This is a genomic window from Streptosporangium becharense, from assembly GCF_014204985.1.
Lineage (GTDB): Bacteria > Actinomycetota > Actinomycetes > Streptosporangiales > Streptosporangiaceae > Streptosporangium > Streptosporangium becharense.
The window spans coordinates 4,407,006-4,432,892 of sequence record NZ_JACHMP010000001.1 but is presented as its reverse complement, the minus strand read 5'-3'; the positions used below and the strand labels follow the sequence as shown (position 1 = coordinate 4,432,892).

General features: G+C 72.1%; 24 protein-coding genes. 16 read left to right on the top strand and 8 right to left on the bottom strand.

Annotated features, from left to right (window positions below; all coding sequences use genetic code 11):
- Positions 1-22: 22 nt before the first annotated feature.
- Together F4562_RS19625 and F4562_RS19620 are read left to right on the top strand one after the other, a co-directional pair.
- Positions 23-562 (top strand): EF-hand domain-containing protein, encoded by a 540-nt coding sequence (locus F4562_RS19625; protein WP_184547225.1) that lies wholly within the window; start codon positions 23-25, stop codon positions 560-562.
- A gap of 699 nt (positions 563-1,261) precedes the next feature.
- On the top strand, positions 1,262-3,037 hold the full coding sequence (locus F4562_RS19620; RefSeq protein WP_312872145.1) for a tRNA ligase subunit PheS family protein: 1,776 nt from the start codon (positions 1,262-1,264) through the stop codon (positions 3,035-3,037).
- 166 nt (positions 3,038-3,203) lie between these two features.
- Here the strand turns inward: F4562_RS19620 and F4562_RS19615 are convergent, their stop codons facing one another.
- Positions 3,204-4,520, bottom strand: a complete 1,317-nt coding sequence (locus F4562_RS19615; protein WP_184547228.1) for a hypothetical protein — start codon at positions 4,518-4,520, stop codon at positions 3,204-3,206.
- A gap of 371 nt (positions 4,521-4,891) precedes the next feature.
- Here F4562_RS19615 and F4562_RS19610 point away from each other — a divergent pair, with 371 nt between their 5' ends.
- From F4562_RS19610 to F4562_RS19590, 5 genes are all read left to right on the top strand, one after another.
- Complete coding sequence (locus F4562_RS19610; protein ID WP_184547229.1) at positions 4,892-5,524, top strand: IclR family transcriptional regulator; 633 nt, start codon at positions 4,892-4,894, stop codon at positions 5,522-5,524.
- 224 nt (positions 5,525-5,748) lie between these two features.
- Entirely contained in the window at positions 5,749-6,573 is an 825-nt protein-coding gene (locus F4562_RS19605; protein WP_184547230.1) for an SAM-dependent methyltransferase, read from the top strand.
- Between the two features lie 379 nt (positions 6,574-6,952).
- On the top strand, positions 6,953-7,183 hold the full coding sequence (locus tag F4562_RS19600) for a ferredoxin (protein WP_184547231.1): 231 nt from the start codon (positions 6,953-6,955) through the stop codon (positions 7,181-7,183).
- The gene (locus tag F4562_RS36400) at positions 7,173-8,567 is read left to right on the top strand and encodes an NAD(P)/FAD-dependent oxidoreductase (protein ID WP_184547235.1); all 1,395 of its coding nucleotides are present in this window, start codon (positions 7,173-7,175) and stop codon (positions 8,565-8,567) included. Before F4562_RS19600 ends, F4562_RS36400 begins: the two co-directional genes overlap by 11 nt.
- Positions 8,568-8,653: 86 nt before the next feature.
- Positions 8,654-9,991: a cytochrome P450 gene (locus F4562_RS19590; RefSeq protein ID WP_184547236.1), complete on the top strand. Its 1,338-nt coding sequence runs from the start codon at positions 8,654-8,656 to the stop codon at positions 9,989-9,991.
- A 37-nt stretch (positions 9,992-10,028) separates the two neighbouring features.
- Here F4562_RS19590 and F4562_RS35895 read toward each other — a convergent pair whose 3' ends face one another.
- Entirely contained in the window at positions 10,029-10,151 is a 123-nt protein-coding gene (locus tag F4562_RS35895; RefSeq protein ID WP_260316336.1) for a hypothetical protein, read from the bottom strand.
- Between the two features lie 109 nt (positions 10,152-10,260).
- Between F4562_RS35895 and F4562_RS19580 the strand changes: the two genes are divergently transcribed.
- From F4562_RS19580 to F4562_RS19545, 8 genes are all read left to right on the top strand, one after another.
- Positions 10,261-11,430 (top strand): homogentisate 1,2-dioxygenase, encoded by a 1,170-nt coding sequence (locus tag F4562_RS19580; protein WP_184547238.1) that lies wholly within the window; start codon positions 10,261-10,263, stop codon positions 11,428-11,430.
- A 76-nt stretch (positions 11,431-11,506) separates the two neighbouring features.
- Entirely contained in the window at positions 11,507-12,394 is an 888-nt protein-coding gene (locus F4562_RS19575; RefSeq protein ID WP_246473487.1) for a hypothetical protein, read from the top strand.
- Complete coding sequence (gene fahA, locus F4562_RS19570; protein WP_184547240.1) at positions 12,394-13,530, top strand: fumarylacetoacetase; 1,137 nt, start codon at positions 12,394-12,396, stop codon at positions 13,528-13,530. Before F4562_RS19575 ends, fahA begins: the two co-directional genes overlap by 1 nt.
- A gap of 195 nt (positions 13,531-13,725) precedes the next feature.
- Positions 13,726-14,160 carry an NfeD family protein gene (locus tag F4562_RS19565; RefSeq protein WP_184547242.1) on the top strand — a complete coding sequence of 145 codons (435 nt, stop codon included), beginning with the start codon at positions 13,726-13,728 and terminating at the stop codon, positions 14,158-14,160.
- A gap of 5 nt (positions 14,161-14,165) precedes the next feature.
- Entirely contained in the window at positions 14,166-15,272 is a 1,107-nt protein-coding gene (locus F4562_RS19560; RefSeq protein WP_184547244.1) for an SPFH domain-containing protein, read from the top strand.
- A 211-nt stretch (positions 15,273-15,483) separates the two neighbouring features.
- Complete coding sequence (gene tdh, locus F4562_RS19555) at positions 15,484-16,512, top strand: L-threonine 3-dehydrogenase (RefSeq protein WP_184547246.1); 1,029 nt, start codon at positions 15,484-15,486, stop codon at positions 16,510-16,512.
- Positions 16,512-17,684: a glycine C-acetyltransferase gene (locus F4562_RS19550; RefSeq protein ID WP_184547374.1), complete on the top strand. Its 1,173-nt coding sequence runs from the start codon at positions 16,512-16,514 to the stop codon at positions 17,682-17,684. Before tdh ends, F4562_RS19550 begins: the two co-directional genes overlap by 1 nt.
- A gap of 91 nt (positions 17,685-17,775) precedes the next feature.
- A complete protein-coding gene (locus F4562_RS19545; RefSeq protein WP_221207800.1) occupies positions 17,776-18,720 on the top strand; it encodes a LysR family transcriptional regulator in 945 nt (314 codons plus the stop codon).
- 130 nt (positions 18,721-18,850) lie between these two features.
- Here F4562_RS19545 and F4562_RS19540 read toward each other — a convergent pair whose 3' ends face one another.
- Complete coding sequence (locus tag F4562_RS19540) at positions 18,851-19,177, bottom strand: hypothetical protein (RefSeq protein WP_184547248.1); 327 nt, start codon at positions 19,175-19,177, stop codon at positions 18,851-18,853.
- Between the two features lie 175 nt (positions 19,178-19,352).
- Positions 19,353-19,787 (bottom strand): ester cyclase, encoded by a 435-nt coding sequence (locus F4562_RS19535; RefSeq protein ID WP_184547250.1) that lies wholly within the window; start codon positions 19,785-19,787, stop codon positions 19,353-19,355.
- Between the two features lie 366 nt (positions 19,788-20,153).
- Here F4562_RS19535 and F4562_RS35890 point away from each other — a divergent pair, with 366 nt between their 5' ends.
- On the top strand, positions 20,154-20,288 hold the full coding sequence (locus F4562_RS35890; RefSeq protein ID WP_260316350.1) for a hypothetical protein: 135 nt from the start codon (positions 20,154-20,156) through the stop codon (positions 20,286-20,288).
- Positions 20,289-20,440: 152 nt separating this feature from the next.
- Here the strand turns inward: F4562_RS35890 and F4562_RS19530 are convergent, their stop codons facing one another.
- From F4562_RS19530 to F4562_RS19515, 4 genes are all read right to left on the bottom strand, one after another.
- On the bottom strand, positions 20,441-20,896 hold the full coding sequence (locus tag F4562_RS19530; protein WP_184547252.1) for a hypothetical protein: 456 nt from the start codon (positions 20,894-20,896) through the stop codon (positions 20,441-20,443).
- A 215-nt stretch (positions 20,897-21,111) separates the two neighbouring features.
- Entirely contained in the window at positions 21,112-21,921 is an 810-nt protein-coding gene (locus F4562_RS19525; RefSeq protein ID WP_184547254.1) for an alpha/beta fold hydrolase, read from the bottom strand.
- A gap of 174 nt (positions 21,922-22,095) precedes the next feature.
- Positions 22,096-23,919, bottom strand: a complete 1,824-nt coding sequence (locus F4562_RS19520) for a GTPase family protein (RefSeq protein WP_184547257.1) — start codon at positions 23,917-23,919, stop codon at positions 22,096-22,098.
- Entirely contained in the window at positions 23,916-25,817 is a 1,902-nt protein-coding gene (locus F4562_RS19515) for a P-loop NTPase family protein (RefSeq protein WP_246473486.1), read from the bottom strand. The genes F4562_RS19520 and F4562_RS19515 overlap by 4 nt, the downstream gene beginning before the upstream one ends.
- Between the last annotated feature and the right edge of the window lie 70 nt (positions 25,818-25,887).

Sequence of the window (25,887 nt, the reverse complement as noted above, 5' to 3'; positions counted from 1 at the left end):
TAGTGAAAGGTCGAGGTGAGGCATGAACCCCGAAGCTCTGGAGCGGGTCAGGCTCCGGTTCGCCATGCTCGACGAGAACTCCAACGGCTACCTGGAGGCCGACGACTTCGAGCGGCTGGCTCACCGGATGGTGCGGGCGGTGGCCGAGCCCCCCGACTCGGAGAAGGCGCTGGCGGTCGTCGAGGGGCACCGGCGTTACTGGCAGGGCCTCGTCGGTGAGTTCGACGCCGACGGCGACCGGCGGATCAGCCTGGAGGAGTATCTCGCCCGCGTCAGCGGCCCCGACCACTACGAGGGCGTCATCCGCGAGTACGCCGAGTCCCTCGCCGACCTGGCCGACGTCGACGACGACGGATTCATCGAGCGGTCCGACTTCGTCTCCTGCATGAGGGCCGCCGGGTTCGAGGCCGACGGTGTCGACGCCGCCTTCGACGCGCTCGACCCCACCGGCGCCGGGAGGATCACCACGGACGCGTGGGTGAACGCCATCAGGGATTACTACGCCAGCGACAGAACCGACATCCCCGCACAGCATCTGCTCGACGCCGCCGACATCGGCTAGCGAAGCCGGTTCCTTCCCAAGGACCGGTCCCCTCAAGGGCCAGGTTCTCCAAGGGCCGGCGTCTCCAGAGGCCGGCGTCTCCAAGGGCCGGCGTCTCCAGAGACCGGGCTCGCCCTTTCCCGGGGAACCGTGCTTCCCCACTTCCCGGGGAACCGTGCTTCCCCCGACCGGAAAGTCATCCCCACGGCGCCCGGACGCACCTGCACCGGGGCACCTCATCGGCCGGGAACGGTCTTCCCCGGCCGTTTACCGGCCGTTTTCTTCGGGCCGTTCGCTCCGGAAGGTGAAGGATGCCCCGTGGCCCGGCACACGACGTCGCCTCAATCTCCGTGCCCGTGTCCCCTCCCGGGGTGCCTTCATGGGAGGGGATGCTGGGCGACGGCCCCGACAACCTGCAAGAACGCACACGGGGAGAGACAGCATGAGTGCTGAGACGACCGGGGCATCCTCCGTGACGACCGTCGTACACGACGGCCCGCGCGCCGTCGCCTCCGTCAAGACAGGCAGTGTCAAGACAGGCACCGTCGAAACAGGCACCGTCAAGACAGGCACCGTCAAGACAGGCACCGTCGAAACAGACGTCACCGGCCCGGCCCGGCCGACGCTCCCACGACCGGCGGAAACCCGCCGGCGGGCGCCCGGTCGGCCGGATCCGGTCCGCGAGCGCGTCACGCCCCGTCCCCTCGGGTGGTCGTGACCATGAGGGGGACCTCCATGGGCCACGCCGGAGAACGGCCACGCGGCTCCCGGGGCGCCCGGCACCCGGTGACCGTCATGACAGAGGTGATCACCGATGTCCTCGCCGGCCTGGGCTACCGCGCCGTAGCGGGGCCCGAGGTCGAAACCGAGTGGTTCAGCTTCGACGCCCTCAACATGGACGAGCGTCACGCCGCCCGGGCGCCCGACCGCACCTTCCACGTCGCGGACCCCGCCGCCCCCGGCCGGCGGTCGGGGCTGGTGCTGCGTGCGTGCACCGCACCGGCGCAGGTCAGGGCGATGCTCGGCGGGGCTCCTCCGCTCCGCGTGGTCTGCACCGGCCGTGTCTTCCGCCCCGGCCCGGCCGACGCCACCCACAGCCCGGTGTTCAACCAGGTCGGGGGGCTCGCCGTGGACGAGGGTCTCACCATGGCCGACCTGACGAGAACCCTCGACCTCTTCGCCGCCGCCGTGTTCGGCGAGGGTACGCCGACCAGGCTCCGCCCGCACCGGTCCGCCCGCACCGACCCGTCGGCCGGGGTTGACGTCGCCTGCGTGGTCTGCGGCGTTTCCGGCCGCACCGCGGGAGACGCGACCGGGAACGGCACGCCGGATGACGCACGGGGAACCCTGCCCGCAAACCCCAGGGAAAGCGCACCGGGAAGCCGCCGGAAAGGCATACCGGGGAGCCTGCCCGCAAACCCCACGGAAGGCGCACCCGGGGGTGCCCCGGTCACCCCGTGCGGCACCTGCGGCGGCGGAGGATGGATCGGATGGGGCGGTTGCGGCATGGTCCATCCCCAGGTGCTGGCCGCCTGCGGCATCGATCCGCACCGCTATGGCGCGTTCACCTTCGGCATGGGCGTCGAACGCACTCTGATGCTCCGGCACGGCCTGAAGGACATGCGCGACGTCGTCGGCGGCGACATCCGCTTCGCCCTCGCGCTGGACGAGTTCCCGCCCCGCTCCGTCCGGTCGCCCGCCCGTGCCGCCGTCACCGCCGTGGGCGGCCGCGACGACGTGAGTGCCCTGTTGCGGCAGGCGGTGCCGAACGCGCGGGCGGTGCCCGAGGCGGAGACGATCCCGGGGCCGCGCACCTTTCCCGAAGCCGACCGGCCGCGGAGCCTGCGGACGCGGGTCGGGCACGCGCTGGCCGAGGCCGGGTACGTCGAGACGCCGGGGCCCCCCTTCGTCGGCGACGCCGCGTGGGACGCCCTCGGGCTGCCCCCCGGAGACCCGCGCCGCACCGCGTTGCGGCTCGTCAACCCGCTCGACCCGCGTCAGCCGGCGTTGCGCACCACGTTGCTGCCCGCGTTGCTGTCCGCTCTGGCGCTCAACCTCCGGCGTGGCAGCCGCGACCCGGCCCTTTTCGAGCAGGGGACGGTCTTCCTCCCCCTGCCGGGAGCCGGGGCGCCGCCGTCACCGCCCGCCGGGCGGCGCCCCACCGACGACCAGCTCGACGCGCTGGAGGCGGCTCTCCCGGCTCAGCCGCACCACCTCGCCGTCGTCCTGACCGGGGAGTCGGCGTGGGCGGACGCGGCCGACGCCGCCCGTACGGCCGCGCACGTCATGGGGGCCCACCTGACCGCACGCCCCGCCGAGTACGTCCCGTGGCTGCCGGGACGCTGTGTCGAACTCCTCATCGGGGAGACCGTGCTGGGCCACGCGGGCGAGCTGCACCCGAACGCGGCCCGGACGCTGGGCCTGCCCGCGGAGACCGGCACCATGGAGATCGACCTCACCGTGATGGAACGCCTCACCGGCCGGGAGCCCCTGTGACGTCCGGAGATCCCGCGCCGTCCGCCTCGGCGGACCGGAGCGCGGCGACCCGGGAGCCGCCCTGGTCCCGTACGTGCGGGGCCCGCGAGCATGGGGACGACGTCGGGCCGCACGCCGTGCCGGGTCCCGCACCACGCGCGGGGCCCGGGAAGAGCAGGAGATCCGGTCAGGTGACGGTGAGGTAGATCTGCCCGAACGCCTCGGAGAGCTTCTTGAGGTCGGTGGCCAGGTCCGCCTCGGGGCTGGCCGGGTCGTAGACGGCGGCCAGGCGACGCTGGATCGGGTTCAGCTTCTTCACCTCGTCCCACGCGGTCAACCGGTTCACCGCACCCTGGGTGCCCTGGACCCGGGTCCAGACGTTCACCTGCTGAGCGGCTCCGTCCTTGACGGGCACCGAGAGGCGAATCGCGACCTGGTCGGCGGAGACCTGCCCGACGAGGCCGGTCTCCTCGGCGGCCACCTGGGTCAGGACGTCCCACGACCGGGCACGCACCTGAATCCACTGGTTGCGGTGGGCCTGCTCGGCGTTGATCTTCCAGGTGTCGTAGCCGCCGTACAGCAGGCCGGTGTCCAGGGAGAGCTGGTCGACGCGGCCCGCGATCAGCGGGGACTCGACCTGCTCGGGGTTGAGAAGCGGATGGCGCTTACGCATCTCGGCCTTGCAGGCGTCGTCCGCGCCGCAGGCCAGCTCGGGCACGACCGTGTGGACGCCGAGGCGCTTGCCGGGGGCGGCCTGACGGAGCGCGTCGGAGGCGGCGGCGACGAACGCCTTGATCTCGTCGTTCGTGGCGAACGTCTTGTTGTAACCCAGCTGGGAGGTGAACCGGATGCCCGCCACCTCGGGACGCGAGGCCAGGGCACCGATGCGCTTGACGGCGGCGGCGAACGCCTCGGGGCCCGCCTTCCAGTCGTCGGCCAGCTCGGTGTCGATCCAGATCCGGAACTGGGCGGCCTTCGCCGCGGTGATCGCCTGGCCCGCGGGGGTCTGGGCTGCCGCCGCCGCGGCGGCGTCCTGCGTGGGGGTGGGGGTGGTGGCGGGAGGGAGACCGGAGCTGTTCTCGGCGACTCTTTCGCTGCTGCCGCCCGCGTCGTGCCCGTCCACCGAGCACTGCTGGCCCGCCTCGCACTGAGGCGCTCCGTCGTCACCGGCGCCTTCGGGCAGCGGGGAGTTCTCGTCGCCCTCGACGCTGTCCTCGGGTTTCGGGCAGGAGGCTCCCGCGGCCGAACAGTCGATGAACTTGCCGTCAACCGGGCCGGCACCCTTGAGGTTGGCCCCGTCGTCGGCGCCCCAGAAGAGGGCGACACCGAGCGCCTCATCCGGCTTGGCCAGCCAGTGGCACACGACGTAGGCCGGGGTGTCGGGCCCCAGGAGCTCGTTGCAGCTTTCGGGGTCGGCCTGCGAGTACGCGGCTCCGGGCGTCGCGACGCCGATGAGCGCGAGCGCGGCACCGACGGCGAGAACCCGGCGCAGAGTCGATCGCATGTCCTGAACTCCCCGGTACAACCGTTTGAAAATGATCTAACCGCACTTTACCCAGATCAGTGGCACCTCGACAGTCCTTGTCAGGGAATCATCAACTTCCCGAGATGTTCCATTCACCTCCCGCGGCATCTGGCGCATCTCGAAAAGGCCATGACGTCACCGGCTTCACCGCATCTCAAAGCGTGTCGCGCCTCGTCCCAGGCCCGTGACGGGTGCCCTGTCGCACTGCCCTGTCTCGTCGCCCGTTCTCGTCGCCCCGTCGCACTGCCCCGTCTCGTCGCCCGCTCTCGTCGCCCTGGTTCACCGGGTCGCGTCCGGTGGCGGGGCACCGGCGATAATCGGGGAATGGTGCCATCCTCGCGGGCGTCCTGATGGCGGCCGAGTCCTCGCAGACCCTGGAGCGCGGCCTGCGGCTGTTGCGCCTGCTCACAGAAGGCCATCGGGGCCGTACCCCCACCGAGCTGGCAGCGGAGCTGGGGCTGAGTCGTCCGGCGGTCTACCGGCTGCTCAACACGTTGCAGAGCGAGGGGTTCGTCCGCCGCGACGGCGACGGCCGGGTCCACCTGGGCTTCGGTGTCCTCGTGCTGGCCCGTGCGGTGCAGCCGCTGCTCCGCGCGGGTGCGCTGCCCACCCTGCGCAGGCTCGCCGAGGAGGTGGGGGCGACGGCGCATCTCACCGTGGCCGAGGGCGACGACGGCCTGGCGGTGGCGGTGGTCGAGCCGTCGTGGACGAACATGCACGTCGCCTACCGCGAAGGGTCCCGGCATCCGTTGACCAGGGGGGCGGCGGGGCTGGCCATCCTCGCCCTCCGAGAGGGCCGCACCGGTTACCTGGTCAGCGAGGGCCAGCTTCAGGAGGGTGCCCGGGGCGTCGCGGCGCCGGTGCCGGGCCTGCCGTGGCTGGAGGCATCAGTGGGCGTGGTCGCCTTCGGCCAGCTGGACCCCGGCACCGTCGGGCCTCGGGTCGCGGACGCCGCGGCGGAGCTGGCCGGCTCCCTGACCTGAACCAACAGCCCTCCGCCCCCAGCCCTCGACTCCCCAGCCTGAGCCATCGGTTCCCCGCCCCCAGCCCTCGACTCCTCGCCTGAGCCACCGGTTCCCCCCAAACCATTCCTCTTGGGTGGAAAAAACCCGAAATAGTGGTGAAAGATGCCCGAAAGCTCGGGGGAACCCGGCAAGATGGCATCACAAAGATCTTCACGCTTCCGGCGCCAGAGAAAGAGCACCCCGTGCCCGACGAGACCACCCCACACGCCTCCGGCCGGCAGCCGACCGCACTCGACAGCAGCGTGGCGCACTCGGCCCGGATCTGGAACTACTGGCTGGGCGGCAAGGACAACTACGCCGTGGACCGTACGGTCGGTGACCAGTTCCGCGAGATCTTCCCCGACATCGTCGACGTCGCGCGTTCCTCCCGCGCGTTCCTCTCCCGCGCCGTCCGCTACATGGCCGGCGAGGCGGGCATCCGCCAGTTCCTCGACATCGGCACCGGCCTGCCCACCGTCGACAACACCCACCAGGTCGCGCAGCGCGTCGCCCCGGACGCCCGCATCGTCTACGTCGACAACGACCCCATGGTGCTGGCGCACGCCCGAGCCCTGCTGACCGGCACCGCCGAAGGCGCCACCGAGTACATCGACTCCGACCTGCGCGACCCCGAGAAGATCATCGAGGCCGCCCGGGGCACGTTGGACTTCGACCGGCCGGTCGGGCTCATGCTGATGAACATCCTGGGTCACATCGCCGACATCGAGGAGGGGCGGTCGATCGTGCGCAGGCTGCTGGCGGCGCTGCCCTCCGGCAGCTACCTGGCGGTCGCCGACGGCACCAACGTCATTCGCGCCGAGGCGTTCGAGAAGGCGATCGCCATCTGGAACCAGGCCGGTTCGGTCTCGTACACTCTCCGCCACCCCGAGCAGATCGCAAGTTACTTCGAGGGCCTGGAGCTGGTGGAACCTGGCGTGGTCTCGTGCCCGCTCTGGCGTCCGGACGCCTCGCAGATCGGCAACAGCCGTGAGGTGGACGAGTTCTGCGCCGTCGGCCGCAAGCCCTGACATGCGGATCCGGCCCGGCGAGCCGGAAGTGACCGGGAACGGGCCGGAAGCGGCCGGAACGAGCCGGGGGCGACCCGAGACCCGGGAACGAGCCGGGGGCGACTGCGGAGCACCGCATGCGGGAGCCCTCGGCGGCTTCCCACTCGCCGCACCGCCCCGCCAATTGTCGGCCGACGTTTTCCAGGGATTGTTTCGGTAAAGCAGTGAAGCGCCTGCACCACATCCCTCTCGGACCGGAAACCGTTTGACGGCAATTCATTTCCAACTCGGCAGTAAAGAATTAAAACGGCAAGAAATAGTATCGACGATGAGTTTCCCCCTGTTCGGCGTCTTACGCTGGCAGCACGCGGCGACCTGACCCGCGGAAGGGACGGGGTCCATGAGGCTCATCGTCGATCTCAACCGGTGCCAGGGCTACGCCCAGTGCGCGTACCTGGCACCGGACGTGTTCACCATGCACGAAGAGGAAGCCCTGCTGTACGCCTCGCAGGTGGGCCAGGAGCAACACGAGCCCGTCATGCGGGCCGCGGCGGCCTGCCCGGTCCAGGCCATCCTCCTCGACCGGCTCGACGAGCGGATCCCGGAGAAGGCGGGCCCGCGTGGCGGTTGACGGATCCTCGGCGGAGTTCCGGCGCCACGGCCGCGCCGTCGTCGTCGGCGCGTCCCTGGCAGGGTTGCGGGCGGCCGAGACACTGCGCGAGCGGGGCTTCGCGGGCTCGCTGACCGTGATCGGCGACGAGCCGTACGAGCCCTACGACCGGCCACCGCTGTCGAAGCAGGTCCTGCTCGGCCGGGTGCCCGCGGACGGCACCGCCCTGCCCCGGCGTCGCGCGCTCGACGCCCACTGGCGACTCGGCGTCGCCGCCACCGGCCTGGATCTGGCCGGTAAGCGGGTGCGCCTGGCCGACGGCGAGGAGGTCGGGTTCGACCGCCTGCTGATCGCGACCGGCACCCGGGCCCGGCCGTGGATCAGGGAGGAAGAGGCTGGGCTGGACGGGGTCTTCGTCCTGCGGACCGTCGACGATGCCGCCCGTCTCGCCCGGCGGCTGGACGCCGGCCCCCGCCGGGTGCTCGTCGTCGGAGCCGGGTTCACCGGATCCGAGGTGGCGTCGGCCTGCCGCGAACGCGGGTTGGAGGTCACGGTCGCCGAACGCGGCCCGGCCCCGCTGGTGGGGGCACTCGGCGGCGTCGTCGGCGAGGTGGCGGCGGAACTGCACCGCCGGCACGGCGTCGACCTGCGCTGCTGCATCACGGTGACCGCGCTGGGGGGTGACGCGGCGGGACGCCTGCGCCGTGCCCATCTGTCCGACGGCACCGCGCTGGACGTGGACGTGGCCGTGATCGCACTCGGCGCGCTGCGCAACACCGAGTGGCTCGCCGGCTCCGGCCTCGCGGCGGGTCCCCGGGGGATCGCCTGCGACGCCGGGTGCCGGGCCTTCGACATCCACGGCATCGTCACCGACGACATCTTCGTCGCCGGTGACGTCGCCCGCTCCCCGCACCCGCTCTTCGGCTACCAGTTCCTCTCTCTGGAGCACTGGGGCAACGCGGTGGCCCAGGCCGAGGTCGCGGCGCACAACATGACCAGCGCCGGACCCGACCGCCGCCCGCATCTGTGGGTGCCGACCTTCTGGTCCGCCCAGTTCGGCGTCAACATCAAGTCGGTCGGCGTCCCGACCATGGGCACCGAACTGGCCGTCACCCAGGGGTCGCTCACCGAGCGCCGCTTCGTCGCGGCCTACGGATGCCAGGGACGCGTCATCGCCGCGGTCGCCTTCGACCAGGCCAGGTGGCTCGACTTCTACCAGCGGCTCATCGAGTCGGCGGCGCCCTTCCCGCCGGACTTCCCCACCGTCGACCGCCGGCCCGGAGGGCTTCGGACGGTCCCGGCCGACTTCCCGGACCCCGCGCTGCCCAGCCACGGTCCCACGGTCACCCTGAGCGGCTACTCGCCCAGCGAACAGCGGATCACGTTCACCCCCGCCCGCGCCTGACGGCGGCCCCGCCGCCCTGACCGGCCACGTTCGACGACACCGCCCTCCCGGGCCCGGAACCCGGGGTCCTCACGCGGAGGTATCCGATGACTTCGGGCACGCTGCTCCAGCAGATCCTCGACCACGCCAACCGCCCCGATCCCTATCCCCTCTACGCCGCGCTGCGTGAGACCCCGGTGTCACGGCAGGACGGCGTCTACGTGGTCAGCACCTACTGGGAGATCCTCGGCCTGCTCCACGACCCGCGACTCAGCTCCGACACGCGCAACCGCACCCCGGGGGCGGGTGGGCCGCTCACCGCCGACGAGGAGGAGGACCCGAACCTGCCGGTCAGCTTCCTGCGGCTCGACCCACCCGAGCACGACCGGCTGCGCCGGTTGACGACCCGGGCGTTCGGGCCGCCGGTCTGCCCGCGGCGGGTGCACGACATGCGCGGAGAACTCTCCCGGATGGTCGCCGGCCTGATCGACGGCTTCGAGGGCCGCGACGAGGTCGACATCGTCGAGGACCTCGCCTACCCCTTCCCGGTGATGGTGATCTGCAAGCTCCTCGGCGTGCCGCACCAGGACGAACCCCGCTTCCACGCCTGGTCCGAGGCGATCGTCTCCGGCCTCGACCCCTCGGGAGGGCCGGGCACCTCCGAGGATTCCGGCCGTCCGGCCGGTCCCGCCACCTCCGATGGCCCCGCCACCTCCCGTGGTCCCGTCACCGTCGACGGCCCCGCCGCCTCCGATGGCCCCGCCGAGCGGCGGCGCGGTGCCCAGCAGGCGCGCAGGGAGCTGGGCATGTACCTCGCCGAACTGATCGAGGAGCACCGCCGCACACCCGGTGACGACGTGCTCTCCGCGCTGGTCACCGACCGCGGGCCCGAGGGGCGGCTGTCACCGGTGGATCTGGTCGTCACCGCCGTCCTGCTGCTCATCGCCGGACACGAGACCACGGTCAACCTCATCGCCAACGGGACGCTCACCCTGCTGCGCAACCCCGGCACGCTCAGGAGGCTCCGCGACGACCCCCGCCTGGCCATCCCGCTCGTGGAGGAACTGCTGCGCTTCGAGCCGCCAGTGCAACTGCTGCCGCAACGCACCGCGCTCGCCGACCTCGACGTCGCCGGGACCACGATCCCCAAGGGGGCACCCGTCTGGCTCATGCTGGCGTCCGGCAACCGTGACCCCCGTCGTTTCACCGACCCCGACCGGTTCGACCCCGACCGCCGGGACAACCGGCACCTCGGTTTCGGCAGCGGCGTCCACTACTGTTTCGGAGCCCCGCTGGCCCGGCTGGAGGCGCAGCTCGCGCTGGCCGGCATCGCCCGCCGGCTCACCGGCCCCCGCCTGGTCACGGACCCGCCCCCGTACCGGCGCAACCCGGTGCTGCGCGGCCCCCGTCACCTCCGGGTCGCCTTCGACGGGCTCGCCCCGTGACGACGGCACGGTCCCATACCGGCGGACCCTGCACCCGTCAGGGAATCGGTTCGAGGAACTCCAGGCGGTTGCCGTGCGGATCCTCGCTGTGGAAACGGCGCATGCCCGGGAAGTCGTCGTCGAAGACCACCGGGTAGCCCGCCTCACCCAGACGCCGCATACCGGCGGCCGGCACCCCGCGAGATGTTTGACATCCCCTGTTCTCATGACGGAAGGTTGTACGTATAAAGGACATCCTCGTCCGATAATCGGACACACTGGGAGGGCGGATGCCGTACTACCGCGTCGTAGGTGAGATCCCGCGCAAGCGGCACGTGCAGTTCCGGCGGCCCGACGGCGGCCTGTACGCCGAAGAGCTGATGGGCGAGGAGGGTTTCTCCAGCGACTCGTCGCTGCTCTACCACCATCACCTTCCCACCGCGATCATCAAGGCCGAGGCCGTCGAGCCCACCGAGGCCGGGCGGCTGGTCCCCAACCTGCCGCTCTCCCCCCGCCACCTGCGCACCCAGGACCTGCCCGACGGCGGTGACCTGGTCACCGGCCGAGGGTTGCTCGCGGGCAACGGCGACGTCCGCATGTCGTACGCCGCGACCGACGCGCCAAGCGGGCTGTACCGCAACTCCATGGGCGACGAGTGCGTCTACATCGCCACCGGCCGGGTCCGGTTCGAGTCGACGTACGGAGTGATCGAAGCCGGGGCGGGTGACTACGTCGTGGTCCCCACCGGGACCATCCACCGGTGGGTGCCGCTGGAGCGCGTCACCGCCTTCGTCATCGAGGCGGCCGGTCACATCCGGCCGCCCAAGCGCTACCTGTCGAAGTACGGCCAGTTCCTGGAGCACGCGCCTTACTGCGAGCGGGACCTGCGCACCCCGCAGGAGCCGCTGCTCGTCGAGGGCGAGGAGGTCCCGGTACTGGTCCGCACCCGCGGCGGGCTGACCCGGCTGGTCTACCGCAACCACCCCTTCGACGTGGTCGGCTGGGACGGCTGCCTGTACCCGTACGCGTTCAACATCAACGACTTCGAGCCGATCGTGAAGGGCATCCACGCCCCGCCGCCGGTCCACCAGACCTTCGAGGGCCCGAACTTCGTCATCTGCTCCTTCTGTCCCCGGCCGCTCGACTTCCATCCGGAGGCCGTGCCGATCCCGTACAACCACCACAACGTCGACTCCGACGAGCTGATGTTCTACGCGGGCGGCGACTACACCGCGCGGCGGGGTTCGGGCATCGACGTCGGCTCGATCTCGCTGCACCCCGCCGGGTTCACCCACGGCCCCCAGCCGGGTGCGGTGGAGGCCGTCCTGGACGCGGTCCGGCAGGGGCACACGCGGACGAGCGAGCTGGCGGTCATGGTCGACACCTTCCGCCCGCTCGACCTCGGCCCCGCCGGGCTGTCGGTGGAGGACCCCGCCTACGCCTGGACGTGGGCCCGATGACGGACCCGCACCGGGACACCGGCGGGGACACGGGCGGGGACACGGACAGGAACGTGGACACGAGCGCAGGACGGGCATGAGCACGGGCATGAACATGGACGCGGACGGGGACACGGGTGTGAGCACCGGAACGGACATGGCCGGGGAAGCGGGCACGGGTCCGGTCGCGGAGGCGCTCTTCCGGGGACTGGTGGACGACGCGGGACTGTTCCCGCCGACCGCGCTGCCCATGGCGGAGGCACTGGCGCGGCACCGCGGCGACCTGGCCGCCGGGGAACCGGTGCTCACCCATCGGTTCCTCTGCCCGGCCGGGCGCCTGGCGGAGCTCCACGAGCGGCTGACGTTCCCGATCCGGCTCGGCCTGATCCTCGACACCCCGCAGGTCCCACCGCTGGACGGTCTCGCGGTCGAACTGGTGGAGACACGGCGGGCTCCCGGTGAGACGCCCGCCGAGGTGTCCGCCCGGCTGGCCGACGGGCTGCCCGACGGGGCACGGCTGTTCGTGGAGGTGCCGCCGGGGGAGGTGGCGTCCCTGTCCCCCGGCGCCGCGGGGTCCGGCCTGAAGTTCCGCTGCGGCGGGCTGACCGCGGACGCCTTCCCCTCCGCGGAGGACCTGGGCTCCGCCATCTCGTACTGCGCCGGGCACGGTGTCCCGTTCAAGGCGACCGCGGGGCTGCACAACGCGGTCCGCCACTTCGACCCGTCGCTGGGCGTCGACCGCCACGGCTTCCTCAACCTGGTCCTCGCGGTCTGCGCGGCCGTCGAGGGGCGTGACCCCGTCCCGGTCCTCAAGCTGACCGACGTCGGCGAACTGGTCCGGCTGGCGCACGCCGTGCCGGACGACACCGCCGGACGCGCCAGGGAACTGCTGGTCTCGTATGGTTCGTGCAGCACGAGCACCCCGGTCGAGGACCTGCTGGCCCTCGGCCTGATCGGACAATCGACCGGAACGGAGAACGTGTGATGGCCTGGGGCCTGGACAACCTGCCCTACGGGGTCTTCTCCCGGCGCGAGGGCGAGACGCCCCGCGTCGGCGTGCGGTACGGCGACCACGTGGTCGACCTCACCGGGGCCCTGCACGACGAGGTGTTCGCCACCGGGTCGCTCAACGCCTTCCTGTCCAGGGGGCCGGCCGCGTGGCGGGACACCCGGGCCCTGCTGCGCAACAAGCTGAGCACCGACCCGGCGGCGGTCGAGCCGCATCTCATCCCGCTCGACCAGGTCAGACTGCACCTGCCGATCGAGGTGGGTGACTACGTCGACTTCTACTGCTCGCTGGAGCACGCCTCCAACCTGGGACGCATGTTCCGGCCCGACGAGGAGCCGCTCAAGCCCAACTGGCGGCACCTGCCGGTCGGCTACCACGGCCGGGCCGGGACCGTCGTCGTGTCCGGCACCCCGGTCACCCGGCCGTCCGGCCAGCGCGGCGCCGGGGTGTTCGGCCCCTCGGCCAAGCTGGACATCGAGGCGGAACTGGGCTTCGTCGTCGGCACGCCGACCGCGCTGGGCGAGCGGGCCGGCCGGTTCGAGGACCACGTGTTCGGCGTGACCCTGGTCAACGACTGGAGCGCCCGCGACATCCAGGCCTGGGAGTACGTCCCGCTGGGCCCGTTCCTCGGCAAGTCGTTCGCGACCTCGGTGTCACCGTGGATCACCCCGCTCGACGCCCTGTCGGCGGCGCGTGTCGAAGGCCGCCGACAGGATCCGGAACCGCTCGGCTACCTGCGCCGGGAGGAGCCGTGGGGGCTCGACATCCGTATGGAGGTCGCGGTGAACGGTGAGGTCGTCTCGCGGCCCCCGTACCGGGACATGTACTGGACGCCCGACCAGATGCTCGCCCACATGACCGTCAACGGCGCCCGGCTCCGCACCGGCGACCTCTACGCCAGCGGCACCGTCTCCGGCGCGGAGCCGGGCGAGCGGGGATCGCTGATCGAACTGACCTGGAACGGTGGTGAGCCGCTCAAGCTGTCCGACGGCTCGACCCGGGCCTTCCTGGAGGACGGTGACGTCGTCACGATCACCGCGACCGCTCCCGGTCCGGACGGAGGTGTGATCAGTCTGGGCGAGGTGACGGGGCGGATCGAACCCGCGAGGTGAGGCGCGGCGGCGGACGCGCGCCGCCGCCTTCCGGCTCTCTTTCGGTCCGCGCGAAGGAAATCCGGTAAAGGGAGAACCTTTTCCGTGTAGAAAATGACCTACTAAAGTGGAGAATCGCGGGCTTGCGGCAAACGACATACTAAAAGGGGAACCTCCCGAACGCTCGATCCGTTCTCTACTGAGGAGGGCTGGAGCATGGACGACTGGGTCATCTGGTTGATCGTGGCGGTGACCCTGGGGGTCGCCGAAATCTTCACCCTGACCACGGTGCTCGGCCTGTTCGGAGGGGCCGCCCTCTTCGCCGCCCTGGCCGCGGTCATCGGCCTTCCGGTCCCGCTCCAGATGATCGTCTTCACCGGCGCGCTGGTCGCGGGACTGCTCGTGGTCCGGCCCGTCGCCAAGCGCCATCTGCGGCAACCGCCCCCGGACCGGCGTTTCGGAATCCAGGCTCTCGTCGGCAAGTCCGCCTACGTCCTCCGTGAGGTGACCGGCCGGGACGGCCGGGTGCGAATCGGCGGGGAGGAATGGTCCGCCAGGGCGTACGACGAGACATTGGTGATACCCGCCGGGGCGGTCGTCGACGTCATCGAGATCGAGGGTGCGACCGCCCTCGTGTACCCCCGGGAGTGACCGCCATGGATCCTCTGCTCGTCGTGGGATTCCTCATCGCCCTGTTCGCCGTGTTCACCGTGCTGCGTTCGGTGCGCATCGTCCCCCAGGCGCGGGCCCGCAACGTGGAACGGCTCGGCCGCTACCACACCACGCTGAAGCCCGGCCTGAACTTCGTGATCCCGTACATCGACCGGGTCTACCCGATGATCGACCTGCGCGAGCAGGTGGTCTCCTTCCGCCCCCAGCCGGTGATCACCGAGGACAACCTGGTCGTCGAGATCGACACCGTGCTGTACTTCCAGGTCACCGACCCCCGCGCGGCGGCGTACGAGATCGCCAACTACATCCAGGCGGTGGAGCAGCTCACCGTCACCACGCTGCGCAACGTCGTCGGCTCGCTGGACCTGGAGATGACGCTGACCTCGCGTGACACCATCAACAGCCAGCTGCGCGGGGTGCTGGACGAGGCGACCGGCAAGTGGGGCATCCGGGTCAACCGGGTGGAGATCAAGGCGATCGACCCGCCCAAGACCATCAAGGAGGCGATGGAGAAGCAGATGCGCGCCGAGCGGGACAAGCGCGCCGCGATCCTCAACGCCGAAGGTCAGCGGCAGTCGCAGATCCTCACCGCCGAGGGTGACAAGCAGAGCGCGATCCTGCGCGCCGAGGGTGAGCGGAGCGCCGCGATCCTCAAGGCGGAGGGTCAGTCGCGGGCCATCGACGAGGTCTTCCAGGCGGTCCACCGCAACGACCCCGACCCCAAGTTGCTGGCCTACCAGTATCTGCAGGTCCTGCCCGAGCTGGCCAAGGGCGACGGCAACACGTTCTGGGTGATCCCCAGCGAGGTCACCTCCGCCCTCCAGGGTGTCTCCAAGGCGTTCACCGAGTCCCTGCCCAGGTCGTCGGCCGCGCGCGAGGACTCCCGGTCCGGTGAGGCCGCGGCCGGGGAGGCGGCCGACCGCAGGGCCGCCGAGCGGGCCGCCGCCGCGGCGGTCGCCGAGGCCGCGGAGACCGACACCGGCCCCCGCCAGATCGCCGCCCCGGCACCCGTCCTCGCCCCCGCGGACGGCCTGGCCGACCTGCGGGAGGAGCAGCGGCCGAAGCAGGAACACCGCGACGTCACCTTCTGAACCTTCCGAACCTTCCGAACCTTCCGAACCTTCCGAACGCGACCGGGCCCGGTCAGGCGTCCCCCGGACCGGGGAACGCCTTCCGGCGTGCGGCGGCCCGCGGGCCCGGAGCGTGAAGCAAGTCTGTGGGCGGGTTTAAGAAAACCGCGATGGACACCCCCGAGCTTCGCCGGGCACAGTGCGTAGGGTCGGAGCTGAGGGGGGATCTGCGATGAAAGCGCTGGTCAAGGAGAAGGCCGAGCCGGGCCTGTGGTTGGCGGACGTGCCGGAGCCGGTCCTCGGCCCCGGCGAGGTGCTGATCAGGGTGCTCCGCACCGGGATCTGCGGAACCGACCTGCACATCCGTAACTTCGACGCCTGGGCACGGCAGACCCTGCGGGTCCCGCTCGTCATCGGGCACGAGTTCTGCGGCGAGGTCGTCGAGGTGGCGCCGGGGGTGGAGGACATCACGCCCGGCGACCTGGTCAGCGGGGAGGGGCACCTGGTCTGTGGCAAGTGCCGCAACTGCATGGCCGGCCGCCGGCACCTGTGCCGCGACACGGTCGGGCTGGGGGTCAACCGCGACGGCGCCTTCGCCGAGTACCTGACACTCCCGGCCTCCAACGTCTGGGTCCACCGGGTGCCGGTGGAGCTCGACGTCGCGGCGATCTTCGACCCGTTCGGCAACGCCGTGCACACCGCGCTGACCTTCCCGATGGTCGGCGAGGACGTGCTGATCACCGGCGCCGGGCCGATCGGGCTGATGGCCGCCGCCATGGCCACGCACGTGGGCGCCCGCAACGTGGTCGTCACCGACGTCAGCCCCGAGCGGCTGGAGCTGGCCCGCAAGCTCGGTGTCGCCCTGGCGCTGAACGTCGCCGAGACGCCCGTCTCCGAGGGCATGCGGCTGCTGGGCATGCGCGAGGGCTTCGACGTGGGCCTGGAGATGTCGGGGAACCCTCGGGCGCTCCGCGAGATGATCGCCAACATGGCGCACGGGGGGAAGATCGCCATGCTGGGGTTGCCCGCCGAGGAGTTCGCCGTCGACTTCGCGACGATCGTGACTTCCATGATCACCGTCAAGGGCATCTACGGCCGGGAGATGTACGAGACGTGGTACGCCATGTCCGTACTGCTGGAGAAGGGCCTCGACCTCTCCCCTGTGATCACCGACCGCTTCTCCTACCGCGACTTCGACGCGGCCTTCGACACCGCCGCGAGCGGCAAGACCGGCAAGATCATCCTGGATTGGACCGCCTGATGTTCGACAACGTCCGCGACGACCTGCGCGCCACCCTCGACGAGATCGCCGCCGCCGGGCTGCTCAAGCCCGAGCGGGTCCTCACCACCCCGCAACGGGCCGGTGTCCGCGTCGCCGACGGCGGTGAGGTGCTCAACTTCTGCGCCAACAACTACCTGGGCCTCGCCGACCACCCCGAGGTGGTCGCCGCCGCCAAGGAGGCGCTGGACCGCTGGGGGTTCGGCATGGCGTCCGTCCGCTTCATCTGCGGCACCCAGCAGGTGCACAAGGAGCTGGAGGCGCGGCTGTCGGACTTCCTCGGCCAGGAGGACACCGTCCTGTACAGCTCCTGCTTCGACGCCAACGGCGGCGTGTTCGAGACGCTGCTCGACGAGCGCGACGCGGTCATCTCCGACGCGCTCAACCATGCCAGTGTCATCGACGGCATCCGCCTGTCCAAGGCGCGCCGCCTGCGCTACGCCAACCGTGACCTGGCCGAACTGGAGGCGCGGCTGAAGGAGGCCGCCGACGCCCGGCGCAAGCTGATCGTCACCGACGGCGTCTTCTCCATGGACGGCTACGTGGCGCCGCTGAGCGAGATCTGCGACCTCGCCGAGCGGTACGGGGCCATGGTCATGGTGGACGACTCACATGCCGTCGGATTCGTCGGCGAGCACGGCGGAGGCACCCCCGAGCTGCACGGCGTGCGCGACCGCGTCGACATCCTCACCGGCACCCTCGGAAAGGCGCTCGGCGGCGCCAGCGGCGGCTACGTCGCGGCGCGCAAGGAGATCTGCGAACTGCTGCGCCAGCGCTCCCGGCCCTACCTGTTCTCCAACTCGCTCGCGCCGGTGATCGCCGCCGCGTCGCTGCGGGTCCTCGACCTGATCAGCGGCTCCGGTGAGGCCCGTGAGCGGCTGCGCGCCAACACCGAGCGGTTCCGGACCAGGATGACCGAGGCCGGGTTCGACCTCCTGCCCGGTGACCACCCCATCGTCCCGGTGATGATCGGCGACGCCGCCGAGGCAGCGGCGATGGCCGAACGCCTGCTGGAGCAGGGGATCTACGTGATCGGCTTCTCCTACCCGGTCGTCCCGCACGGTCAGGCCCGCATCCGCGTCCAGCTGTCGGCGGCCCACTCGACCGAGGACGTCGACCGGGCGGTGGACGCCTTCGCCGCCGCGCGGGGGTGACGCCGCGGGGCTCCCGGCCGGGGATGGTCTTGAGACGCCCGGCCGGAGGCGGCCCACCGCCGGAGCACCGGGCCGCCTCCGCGACAATGGCATGGTGATCGACACCCGGCGGCTGCGGACCCTGCGGGCGGTGGCCGACCACGGGACGGTCACCGCCGCCGCCGCGGCGCTGCACCTGACCCCCTCCGCGGTCTCCCAGCAGCTCATCGCCCTGGAGCACGAGGTGGGCCACCGGCTGCTGGAGCGTGACGGCCGGGGCGTGCGGCTGACCGCGGTCGGCCGCATCCTGCTCGGCCACGCCAACGAGGTGCTCGCCCAGCTGGAACGGGCCGGGGCCGACATCGCCGCCTACACGGCGGGCACCGCGGGCGAGGTGAAGGCGGCCTCCTTCGCCACCGCCATCGGCCTGGTCGTGGCGCCCGCGATGGCGACGCTCGCCGGGAAGGAACCGGGGATCCGGGTCCGGGTCCGGGACGCCGAGGGCGACCAGAGTCTCACCATGGTCCTCGACGGCGTGGTGGACGTGGCCGTCGCCGTGGAGTACCGCGGGGCCCCCGCCGAGGACGACCGGCGTCTGACCCGCTTCCCGCTCTACGCCGAGCCGTTCGACGTGGTGCTCCCCCTCGACCATCCGCTCTCCGGGGACGAGGTGGCGGTCGCGGACCTGTGCGGGGAGAGGTGGATCGGCCCCTACCCGGGCAATCCCTGCCACGACGTCATCACCCTGGCCTGTGAGCACGCGGGATTCGCCCCGGATTTCGCGCATTCCTCCGACGACTTCAGCGCGGTGGTCGCGCTGGCCGCGGCGGGAGCGGGGGTGGCCATGGTTCCCCGCCTGGCGTTGCGGGGCACCGACCTGTCCGGTGTGGTGGTCCGCCCGGTTCCCGGTCCCGAACGCCGCGTCTTCGCCGCGGTACGGCGCGGCGCGGAACGGCACCCCCTCCTCGTCCCGCTGCTGGACACGCTCCAGGACACCGCCGCCGCGCTGCGCCGGGTGACCGGCGCGACCTTCCACGGCCCATGGCCGGAGCGCTGAGCGGAGCACCGGAGCGCCGCGCGGAGAAGCCGCGGAGGTTCACCGGATTCGTCCGAGGCCGGACGCCGACCTGGGAGAAGCCGGACGCCGACCCGGGAGTGTCCGGCCACGGGGATATGGGAAAGGCCGGCTACCGGGACGGTGCCCGGCGGTCGCTCCCGTGCCGTGCGGCAGCCTCGACCGGTGATGCCGGTGCCCCCTCCTCGCCGAAGGTGATCACGATGTACCTGCCGTTGGCGTAGCTGACCACGGGCCGCCGGAGCGTCTCGCCCACCCGGCGGGCGACCGCCTGGAACAGCTCCACCATCTCCGGCGTGTCGGCGTTCACCCTGAACCGTCCGCTGTCGAGGAGGTGCTGGGCGACGAGAGCGGAGAAGTTCGCCTCGGCCCGTCCCCTCTCATCCGCGTCGAGAGGAGTGCGCCGGAACGCGGGCTGCTCGCCGAGGGGGTGGGGCATCACAGATCTCCTTGTGATCGACGGCCTCCCAGCATGCCACCTACCCCCGCCTTCCGCGCCGGAACCACGACCGGGCGGCCGGTGACCACGCGGGAGTCGCCGGCCACGACCGACGGGAGACCACGGCCGGTGGTCCCGGCGGACCGACATGACCCGGCGAAGGCCGGGAACGGCACTAGCCGAGCGGCCCGGCCGGGGAGAGCAGCCGGACGCCCAGCTGGGTGTAGGACTCCAGCTGGTCGTAGTAGACGGCGTGGCTGGAGATGAGGTCACCCTCCAGGGTGAGGATCAGACAGCACCGCACGTTGACGCGACGGCCGGTGCCCTCCAACGTCTCACCCCCCGAGATCAGGTAGGGCCCGGTGTGGGTGCCGGTGACCACGCCCTGGAGCACCACGACGTCGCCCGCCTCGACCTTCTCCAGGATGTCCAGGCGCAGGTCGGGGAAGCCCTGCCAGGCGTGCTCGTAGTACGAGGCGATCTGCTCCGGGTCCTCCACCTGGAGCTCCGGACCGACCCCGACCGCCCGGGGCGTGTAGCATCGCACGACCGCGTCCAGGTCATGGGCGTTGATCGCGTCCACCAGACGGTCCGCGACGTCAGACCCCACGAGACCCCCCTCCCGCGCTTGACGTCAGGTTACCCAGAATCCCGCAATATACGGATCAACGGCTGCTAATCGTAGGACCGTCCACATATGACGTCCCGCCCCCGCGGGCCGCGCCGCCCGGAGCGCGGGATCTTCCGGCCCGCACTACCACCCTCTGGGCGGCTGGCAGTATTCCCGCAGGCGGATCGGGTTCCTAGGGTGATCAGCATGAACGATTCCCACCGCCGCGACCCCTATCGTCCCGATCCCGGCCGGCGGCTCGCCTCGCCTGTCTCGTCCACCTCGTCTGTCTCGGTTGTCCCGCCTGTCTCGGCGAGGCGTGGCGGTGACATTGCGCCTCGTGCCCTGCTGTGGTTCACCCTCATCATGAGTGCCACGATCAACGTCATCGGCAACAACACCGACGGCGGGAACAGACTGCTGGGCACGGGCGCCGGAATCGTCGCCGTCGCCTGCGTCGCCGTGCTCACCGCCCACCATTTCCTGAGGCGGCGGCAGTGAGCGTCGTCCCCCTCCGCGGCCGGGAACGGGGTGTCCACGCCCCCGACGTGGACACCCCGCCTCTTTCCCCGGTGCGTCTTGAGGCGTCCCGCCGTCACGAGGGTCACCGGTGGATCACCTCGTGATCCGCCGGAGCCCGAAGGACAGCGGGCTCAGTTGCCGGGACCGGTCTTGCCGGGGGACCCGGTGACGTTGGTGACCAGGAGGGTCACCCCCGCCTCGCCGCCGCAGTCGACGAAGACGGGGCCGACGCCGTTGCCGATCTTCTCGGAGAGGGTCGCCTTCGCCACGAAGCCCTTCGGGTCGTCCTTGACGATCTTGACGTTCTCCAGGAGCGTCACGTTGCCGAATCCGCCGACCACGTTCTTGAGCCCCTTGCCGCCGCCGCAGTGCCCGGTGATCGTCACCTCCTCGCCCCGCTTGGCGGTGGGGTTGGGGCTGACGCGGACGACCGCCCGGGCACCCTTCGGCGGCTTCGGCGCGGCCACCCCGGCGGTCTCACCCGCCGGGGCGGCCGTCTCGGCGGCGGACGCGCCGGTGGCGCCCAGGCCGAGCAGACCGGCCGTCAGGCCCACGCCGAGGGCCGTCGCGGCCATCTTCCTGTTCATGGTGTTCCCCTTACGAGATCGTGTGGTCGGGCAGCTGTGCCGATCCCTTGCTTTCGGGATCACCCGGTGAGTAGCCGCCGGGACCGCCGCGGGTTCTCATCCGTTCGGACTGTGACATGGATCACATTCAGCCGTGATCCGACGGTGTCCACGATGTCCACGGCGGCCACCACCACATCTCGCCTACCGGGAGGGAACGGTCCGCCCGTCCCGTGTCAGCCGGTGAAGAACTCGCGCAGCACGGGGGCGAGGGCTTCGGGGTCGGCGTTGTGCGTCTGCCCCTCCAGGGAACGGTGCCGTCCGCCAGGCATGGCCTCCGCGACCTGGCGGGCCATGTCGCCCAGCCACTCGGGGCTCTGCCCGCCGGACAGGACGAGCGTGGGCGTCGCCACGGCGGCCACCCGCTCGCGGGAGAACACGCCGTCCCTGCCGTCGCGGCCCATGACGGCGGAGTCGTAGGCCAGCGTGTGCGCCAGGGCCTCCATCCCCTGCCACATCGGCGCGTTCCGCATCTTGCCGATCTCCTCCTCCGCAGTGCCCGCCTCCCCGAGGAGCAGCGCGACCGCGTCGCCGCGCCGGCCCGCCGACAGCAGCTCGCCGAGCTCCGTCACGTACTCCCGGGCCGCCTTGCGTGCGCTCTCCTCGTCGGCGTAGAAGGGCGGTTCGTAGAGCGCCAGCCTGGTGATCGCGAGACCTTCGGCGGCCGCCTCCAGGGCGAGGACCGCACCGGAGGACAGGCCGACCACGCACGCCTCCCCACCGGCCGCGGCGATGACGGCCTGGAGGTCCTCGATCTCCCGCTCGACGGCGTACGGCGCCGTGTCGTCGCTCTCGCCCCGGCCGCGGCGGTCGTAGTTGAGCACCGAGAAGTGCCGCGCCAGGTGGGCGGCTAACGGGGTGCTCGCCGAGCGGTCACTCAACGCCCCGCCCACCAGGACGACCGGGCGTCCTTCTCCCGACCGCTCGACCGCGATGGCCGTGCCGTCGCCCGAGAGCACGTTCTCCGTGAAAGTCTCCGTGGACATCGTTCACCTTTCGTCGTGGGAACACGCGTGCGGGTTGGGAACACGCGTGCGGTCTCGGGAAAACCCCTGGGAAATCCTCAGGGGAACACCGTTGGGGACAACCGATGACGGTAGGGCAGGGCCGCTTCCCCGGCACCGTGGCACGCCGATCCGGGGCGGCGACCTCACCGGCCACTACGGCCGGCCCTCGTCCCGGGCGACCGTGACCGCCTCGGTGAAGCCGCGGTACCGGGACAACTCCGCGGCGACCGGGTCCAGCACGAACTCCCGGGTGACCCGATCGACGCCCGTCCGGAGCGCTCTGGCCGCCCTGCGGGCACGGCGCCGCGCGCCGAGCAGGGCGGTGACGCGCGAGAGCAACGCGATCACCAGGCCGAGCAGGACGCCGCCGGCCAGCAGCACCGTCGGCCAGGGTGCCTCGCCCACGGTCGGCAGGTACGGCTGCGGGAGCCGCAGGTAGTCGACGACGAGCAGGCCGAGCAGCCAGAACGCCCCGGCGAGCGTCACCGCGAACGCCAGCCACTGCGCCGCCCCGGCCAGCCGCCACCACCGGGGCCGCCCGGACTCCCCGAGCGACGTGGTCGCCACGGCCCGGTCCAGGCCGTCCTCCAGTTCGTCCCCGCGCGACCGGGCCGCCCGCCGCACGGCCGCCGCCCACGGCGCGGGCAGCTCCGCCGAGGCCGCCTCGGCGGCCTCCCGGATCGCGGTGTCCATCTGGGAACGCTGGACGACGGTCGCGACGGGAAGCGACGTCCGCCCGGTGATCTCTCCGGCGGAGGAGTCCGCCGAGAGCCCGAGACGCAGGCGGCGCAACGGGTCGGGCCGGAGCCTGCGGACCCACCGGGTGGGCGGCCAGCCGGTCGCGGCGATCGAGCGGTGCACGTGTGCCCTGGCCACGGCCCGCACCACCGCCGGAACCCCCGCGGCCTCGGCGAGGGCGTCCCCCAGCGGACGCACCAGCCCGTCCACCGGTGCGGGAAGCGGACGATCACCGGCGGGCCCGGACGCGTCCACCGCCGTGGACCGGGCCACGCCGGTGCCGGGGACGGTGGTGGCGGACGCGTCGAGGAGGGTCTCCGCGGCGGTGCCGACGTCGGCGGCGAGTCGTGCCGCCCAGGAGCGCCGGTCGGCGACCCGGGAAGTCAGCAGGGAGCGCAGCTCGGGAACGCCCTGCCCGGTACGGGCCGAGACCGCCACCACGGGCACCCCGGCCAGGCCGTCCTCGTCGAGCAGCCGCCGCAGGTCCGCCTGGCACCGCTCCGCGGCGGCCGGGGAGAGCCGGTCGACCTGGTTGAGGACGACGACCATGACGTCCCGGTGCCGGGCCAGCGGACGCAGGTAGCGGTCGTGGACGGCCGCGTCGGCGTACTTCTGCGGATCGAGCACCCACACCAGCAGGTCCACCAGCTCGACGAGCCGGTCCACCTCCAGCCGGTGTGACGGCTCGATCGAGTCGTGGTCGGGCAGGTCGAGCAGGATCAGCCCGGCCGCCTCACCGTCCGGCGCCCGCGTCTCCACGGGTCCGGGAGAACCGGGCCAGGTGGGAGAACCGGGGCGGCCGGGAGAACCGGGGTGGTCAGGAGAACTCGGCCGATCGGCGGAACCAAGGGGGGCGGCGGAACCGGGGCGGTCGGCCGAACCGAGCACCTCGTGGCGGCGGGGGATCTGCAACCAGTCGAGCAGCGGGCCCGCCCCGGTGCCCTCCCAGAGGGCGGCCTGGGCCGTGGAGGTGGTCGGGCGAGTGACGCCGACCGCGGCGAGCGAGGTGCCGGACAGCAGGTTGAACAGCGAGGACTTGCCGCTGCCGGTGGCCCCGGCCAGCGCGACCGCGGTGTGGTCGACCGAGAGGCTGCGGCGTGTCCCCGCACGCCCGACCACCGACCGCGCCGCGGCGACCGCGCCGGCGTCCAGCCGCCCGTCGGCCAGGTCGGCGGCCCGCGCCAGCGCCGCCAGCCGGTCGTCCAGCGGGACCGTCTTCTCCCGCCGCAGCAGCTTCACGCCCCACCCGCCTCTCCGCCGTCCGGACGCCCGGTGCCGGACGGTCGCCGGACGTCCCGGTCACGCGTGACAGGCGTCCCCTCGTCCTCACCCCGTACGCCCGCCGCGTCTCCGGTGCCGGAGACAAGCCCCCGGGAACCGGGTGCCGGGCCGGGGGGAAGCCCGAACCGGGGGACGCCGCCGGGCGCCTCACGCAGGTGGTCGCGCACGGCGCGGGCGGTGGCGCGCAACTCGGAGGCGACGCCCTCGGGAGGCTGGACGGCGTCGATCAGGCCGGTGAAGCGGGCGGCCTCCTGGCCGAGGAGGATCACGACCCTGGCGCGCAGGTCGGAGCGGGCCTTGATGGTGAGGGTGCGCACGGCCTGGTCGCCGAAGACGGCCTCCAGGAGCTTCTGGCTCAGCACGCTGGTGCCTCCGGCGATGCCCACCTCGATCCCGGTCAGGCCGCCGGTCGAGGCGAACACCGCGAGCATCAGCAGCAGCCCCGCCCCGTTGACCCCGAACGAGGTGAGCCGGGCCGTGGTGCGCTTGTCGGCGCCTTCCTTGCGGACCAGGTCGAGCACGTACCCCTGCCACTCGCGGACCGCCGTCTCCGCCCGTGCGGGCAGGTCGGCCGAGGCCCGGCCGAGACGCCCCGCCGCGGCGACGCCCTGCCCTTCGAGCAGCGCACGTCCGGCCGGGTGCGACGACCACGACTCCAGCAGGCGCTCGGCCGCGCCGTCGGCCGAGGCTCTGATCAGGGCCTCCACTCCGCTCTCCAGCGCCACCCGCAGCTCGTTCTCGGGTGCGGGACGGCCGGTGAAGAGCGCGACGAGCCGGTCCCGCAGCCGGCCGACCCGGGTCTCCAGAGAACGCATCAGATCACCGGTGCCGATGAAGTCCTGCCAGCGGGCCAGCACCTCCCCGCGCAGCAGCGACCCGTCCAGCATGCCGTCGTCGAAGGAGGTCAGCCCGGCGGCGTAGGCGGAGCGCGCCATCGCGCGCAGTTCCTCCGCCACGGTGTACTGGCGGTCGACGGCGGCGGCGAGCGCGGGAACGCGGGTGGCCAGGCTGTCCAGCGCGCCGGAGAGGGTCTGGCGTACCACCTCGGCGCGGGAGCGCGCGTCGGCGGCGATGGCGGTGAGCCAGCCGACGATCGGCTGGACCGCCTGACGCGGCAACCGGGCGTTCTCCTGCGGCAGCACCAGCTCGGGCACCTCGAACAGGCGCGTCCCGCCGAGCCCGTTGTCCGTGAGCAGCCGGGTCAGGTCCTTGTCCACCACCCCCAGGGCCTCCGGCGGGACGCGGGAGAGGATGACGGCCAGAGCCGTGCTGCGTTCCCTGGCCGAGCGCAGGAAGCTCCAGGGGACCTCGTCGGCGTAGCGGGCGGCGGTGGTGGTGAACAGCCACAAGTCGGCGGCGGCGAGCAGTTGCGCGGCCAGTTCGCGGTTGGCGGCGACGACCGAGTCGATGTCGGGGGCGTCGAGCAGGGCCAGGCCGGGCGGCAGGCCCGGGACGGTGACGATCCGGAGCGTGCCCGGCTCGCCCCTGCCGCTTCCGGTGACGCGGGGCAGGCCCGGCAGGACGTGCCGGGTGAGGAACCACTCGCGGTCGGCGGGGCTGGTGACCAGGGTGGGGGCCAGTGTGGTGGGACGCAGCACACCTGGCTCACAGACGTCCGCACCGACCAGGGAGTTGACCAGGGTGGACTTCCCGGCGCCGGTGGAACCGCCGACGACGGCCAGCAGCGGGGCGTCGATCGCCCCCAGGCGCGGGATGAGGTAGTCGTCGAGCTGGCCGGTCAGCTCGCGCAGCGCTCCGCGGTCGGCCGCGGTGTCGCCGACGACGAGGGGGAACAGGTCACGGTCGAGGAGACGCCGCAACTCCCGCAGCGTCCCGAGCAGACCGTTGTCACCCATACGGGGGTCCTGCCCGGCGAAAGGCCCCCTAGACGCGATTGGCCCCACCGCTCGACCGGGTTACGGGGGC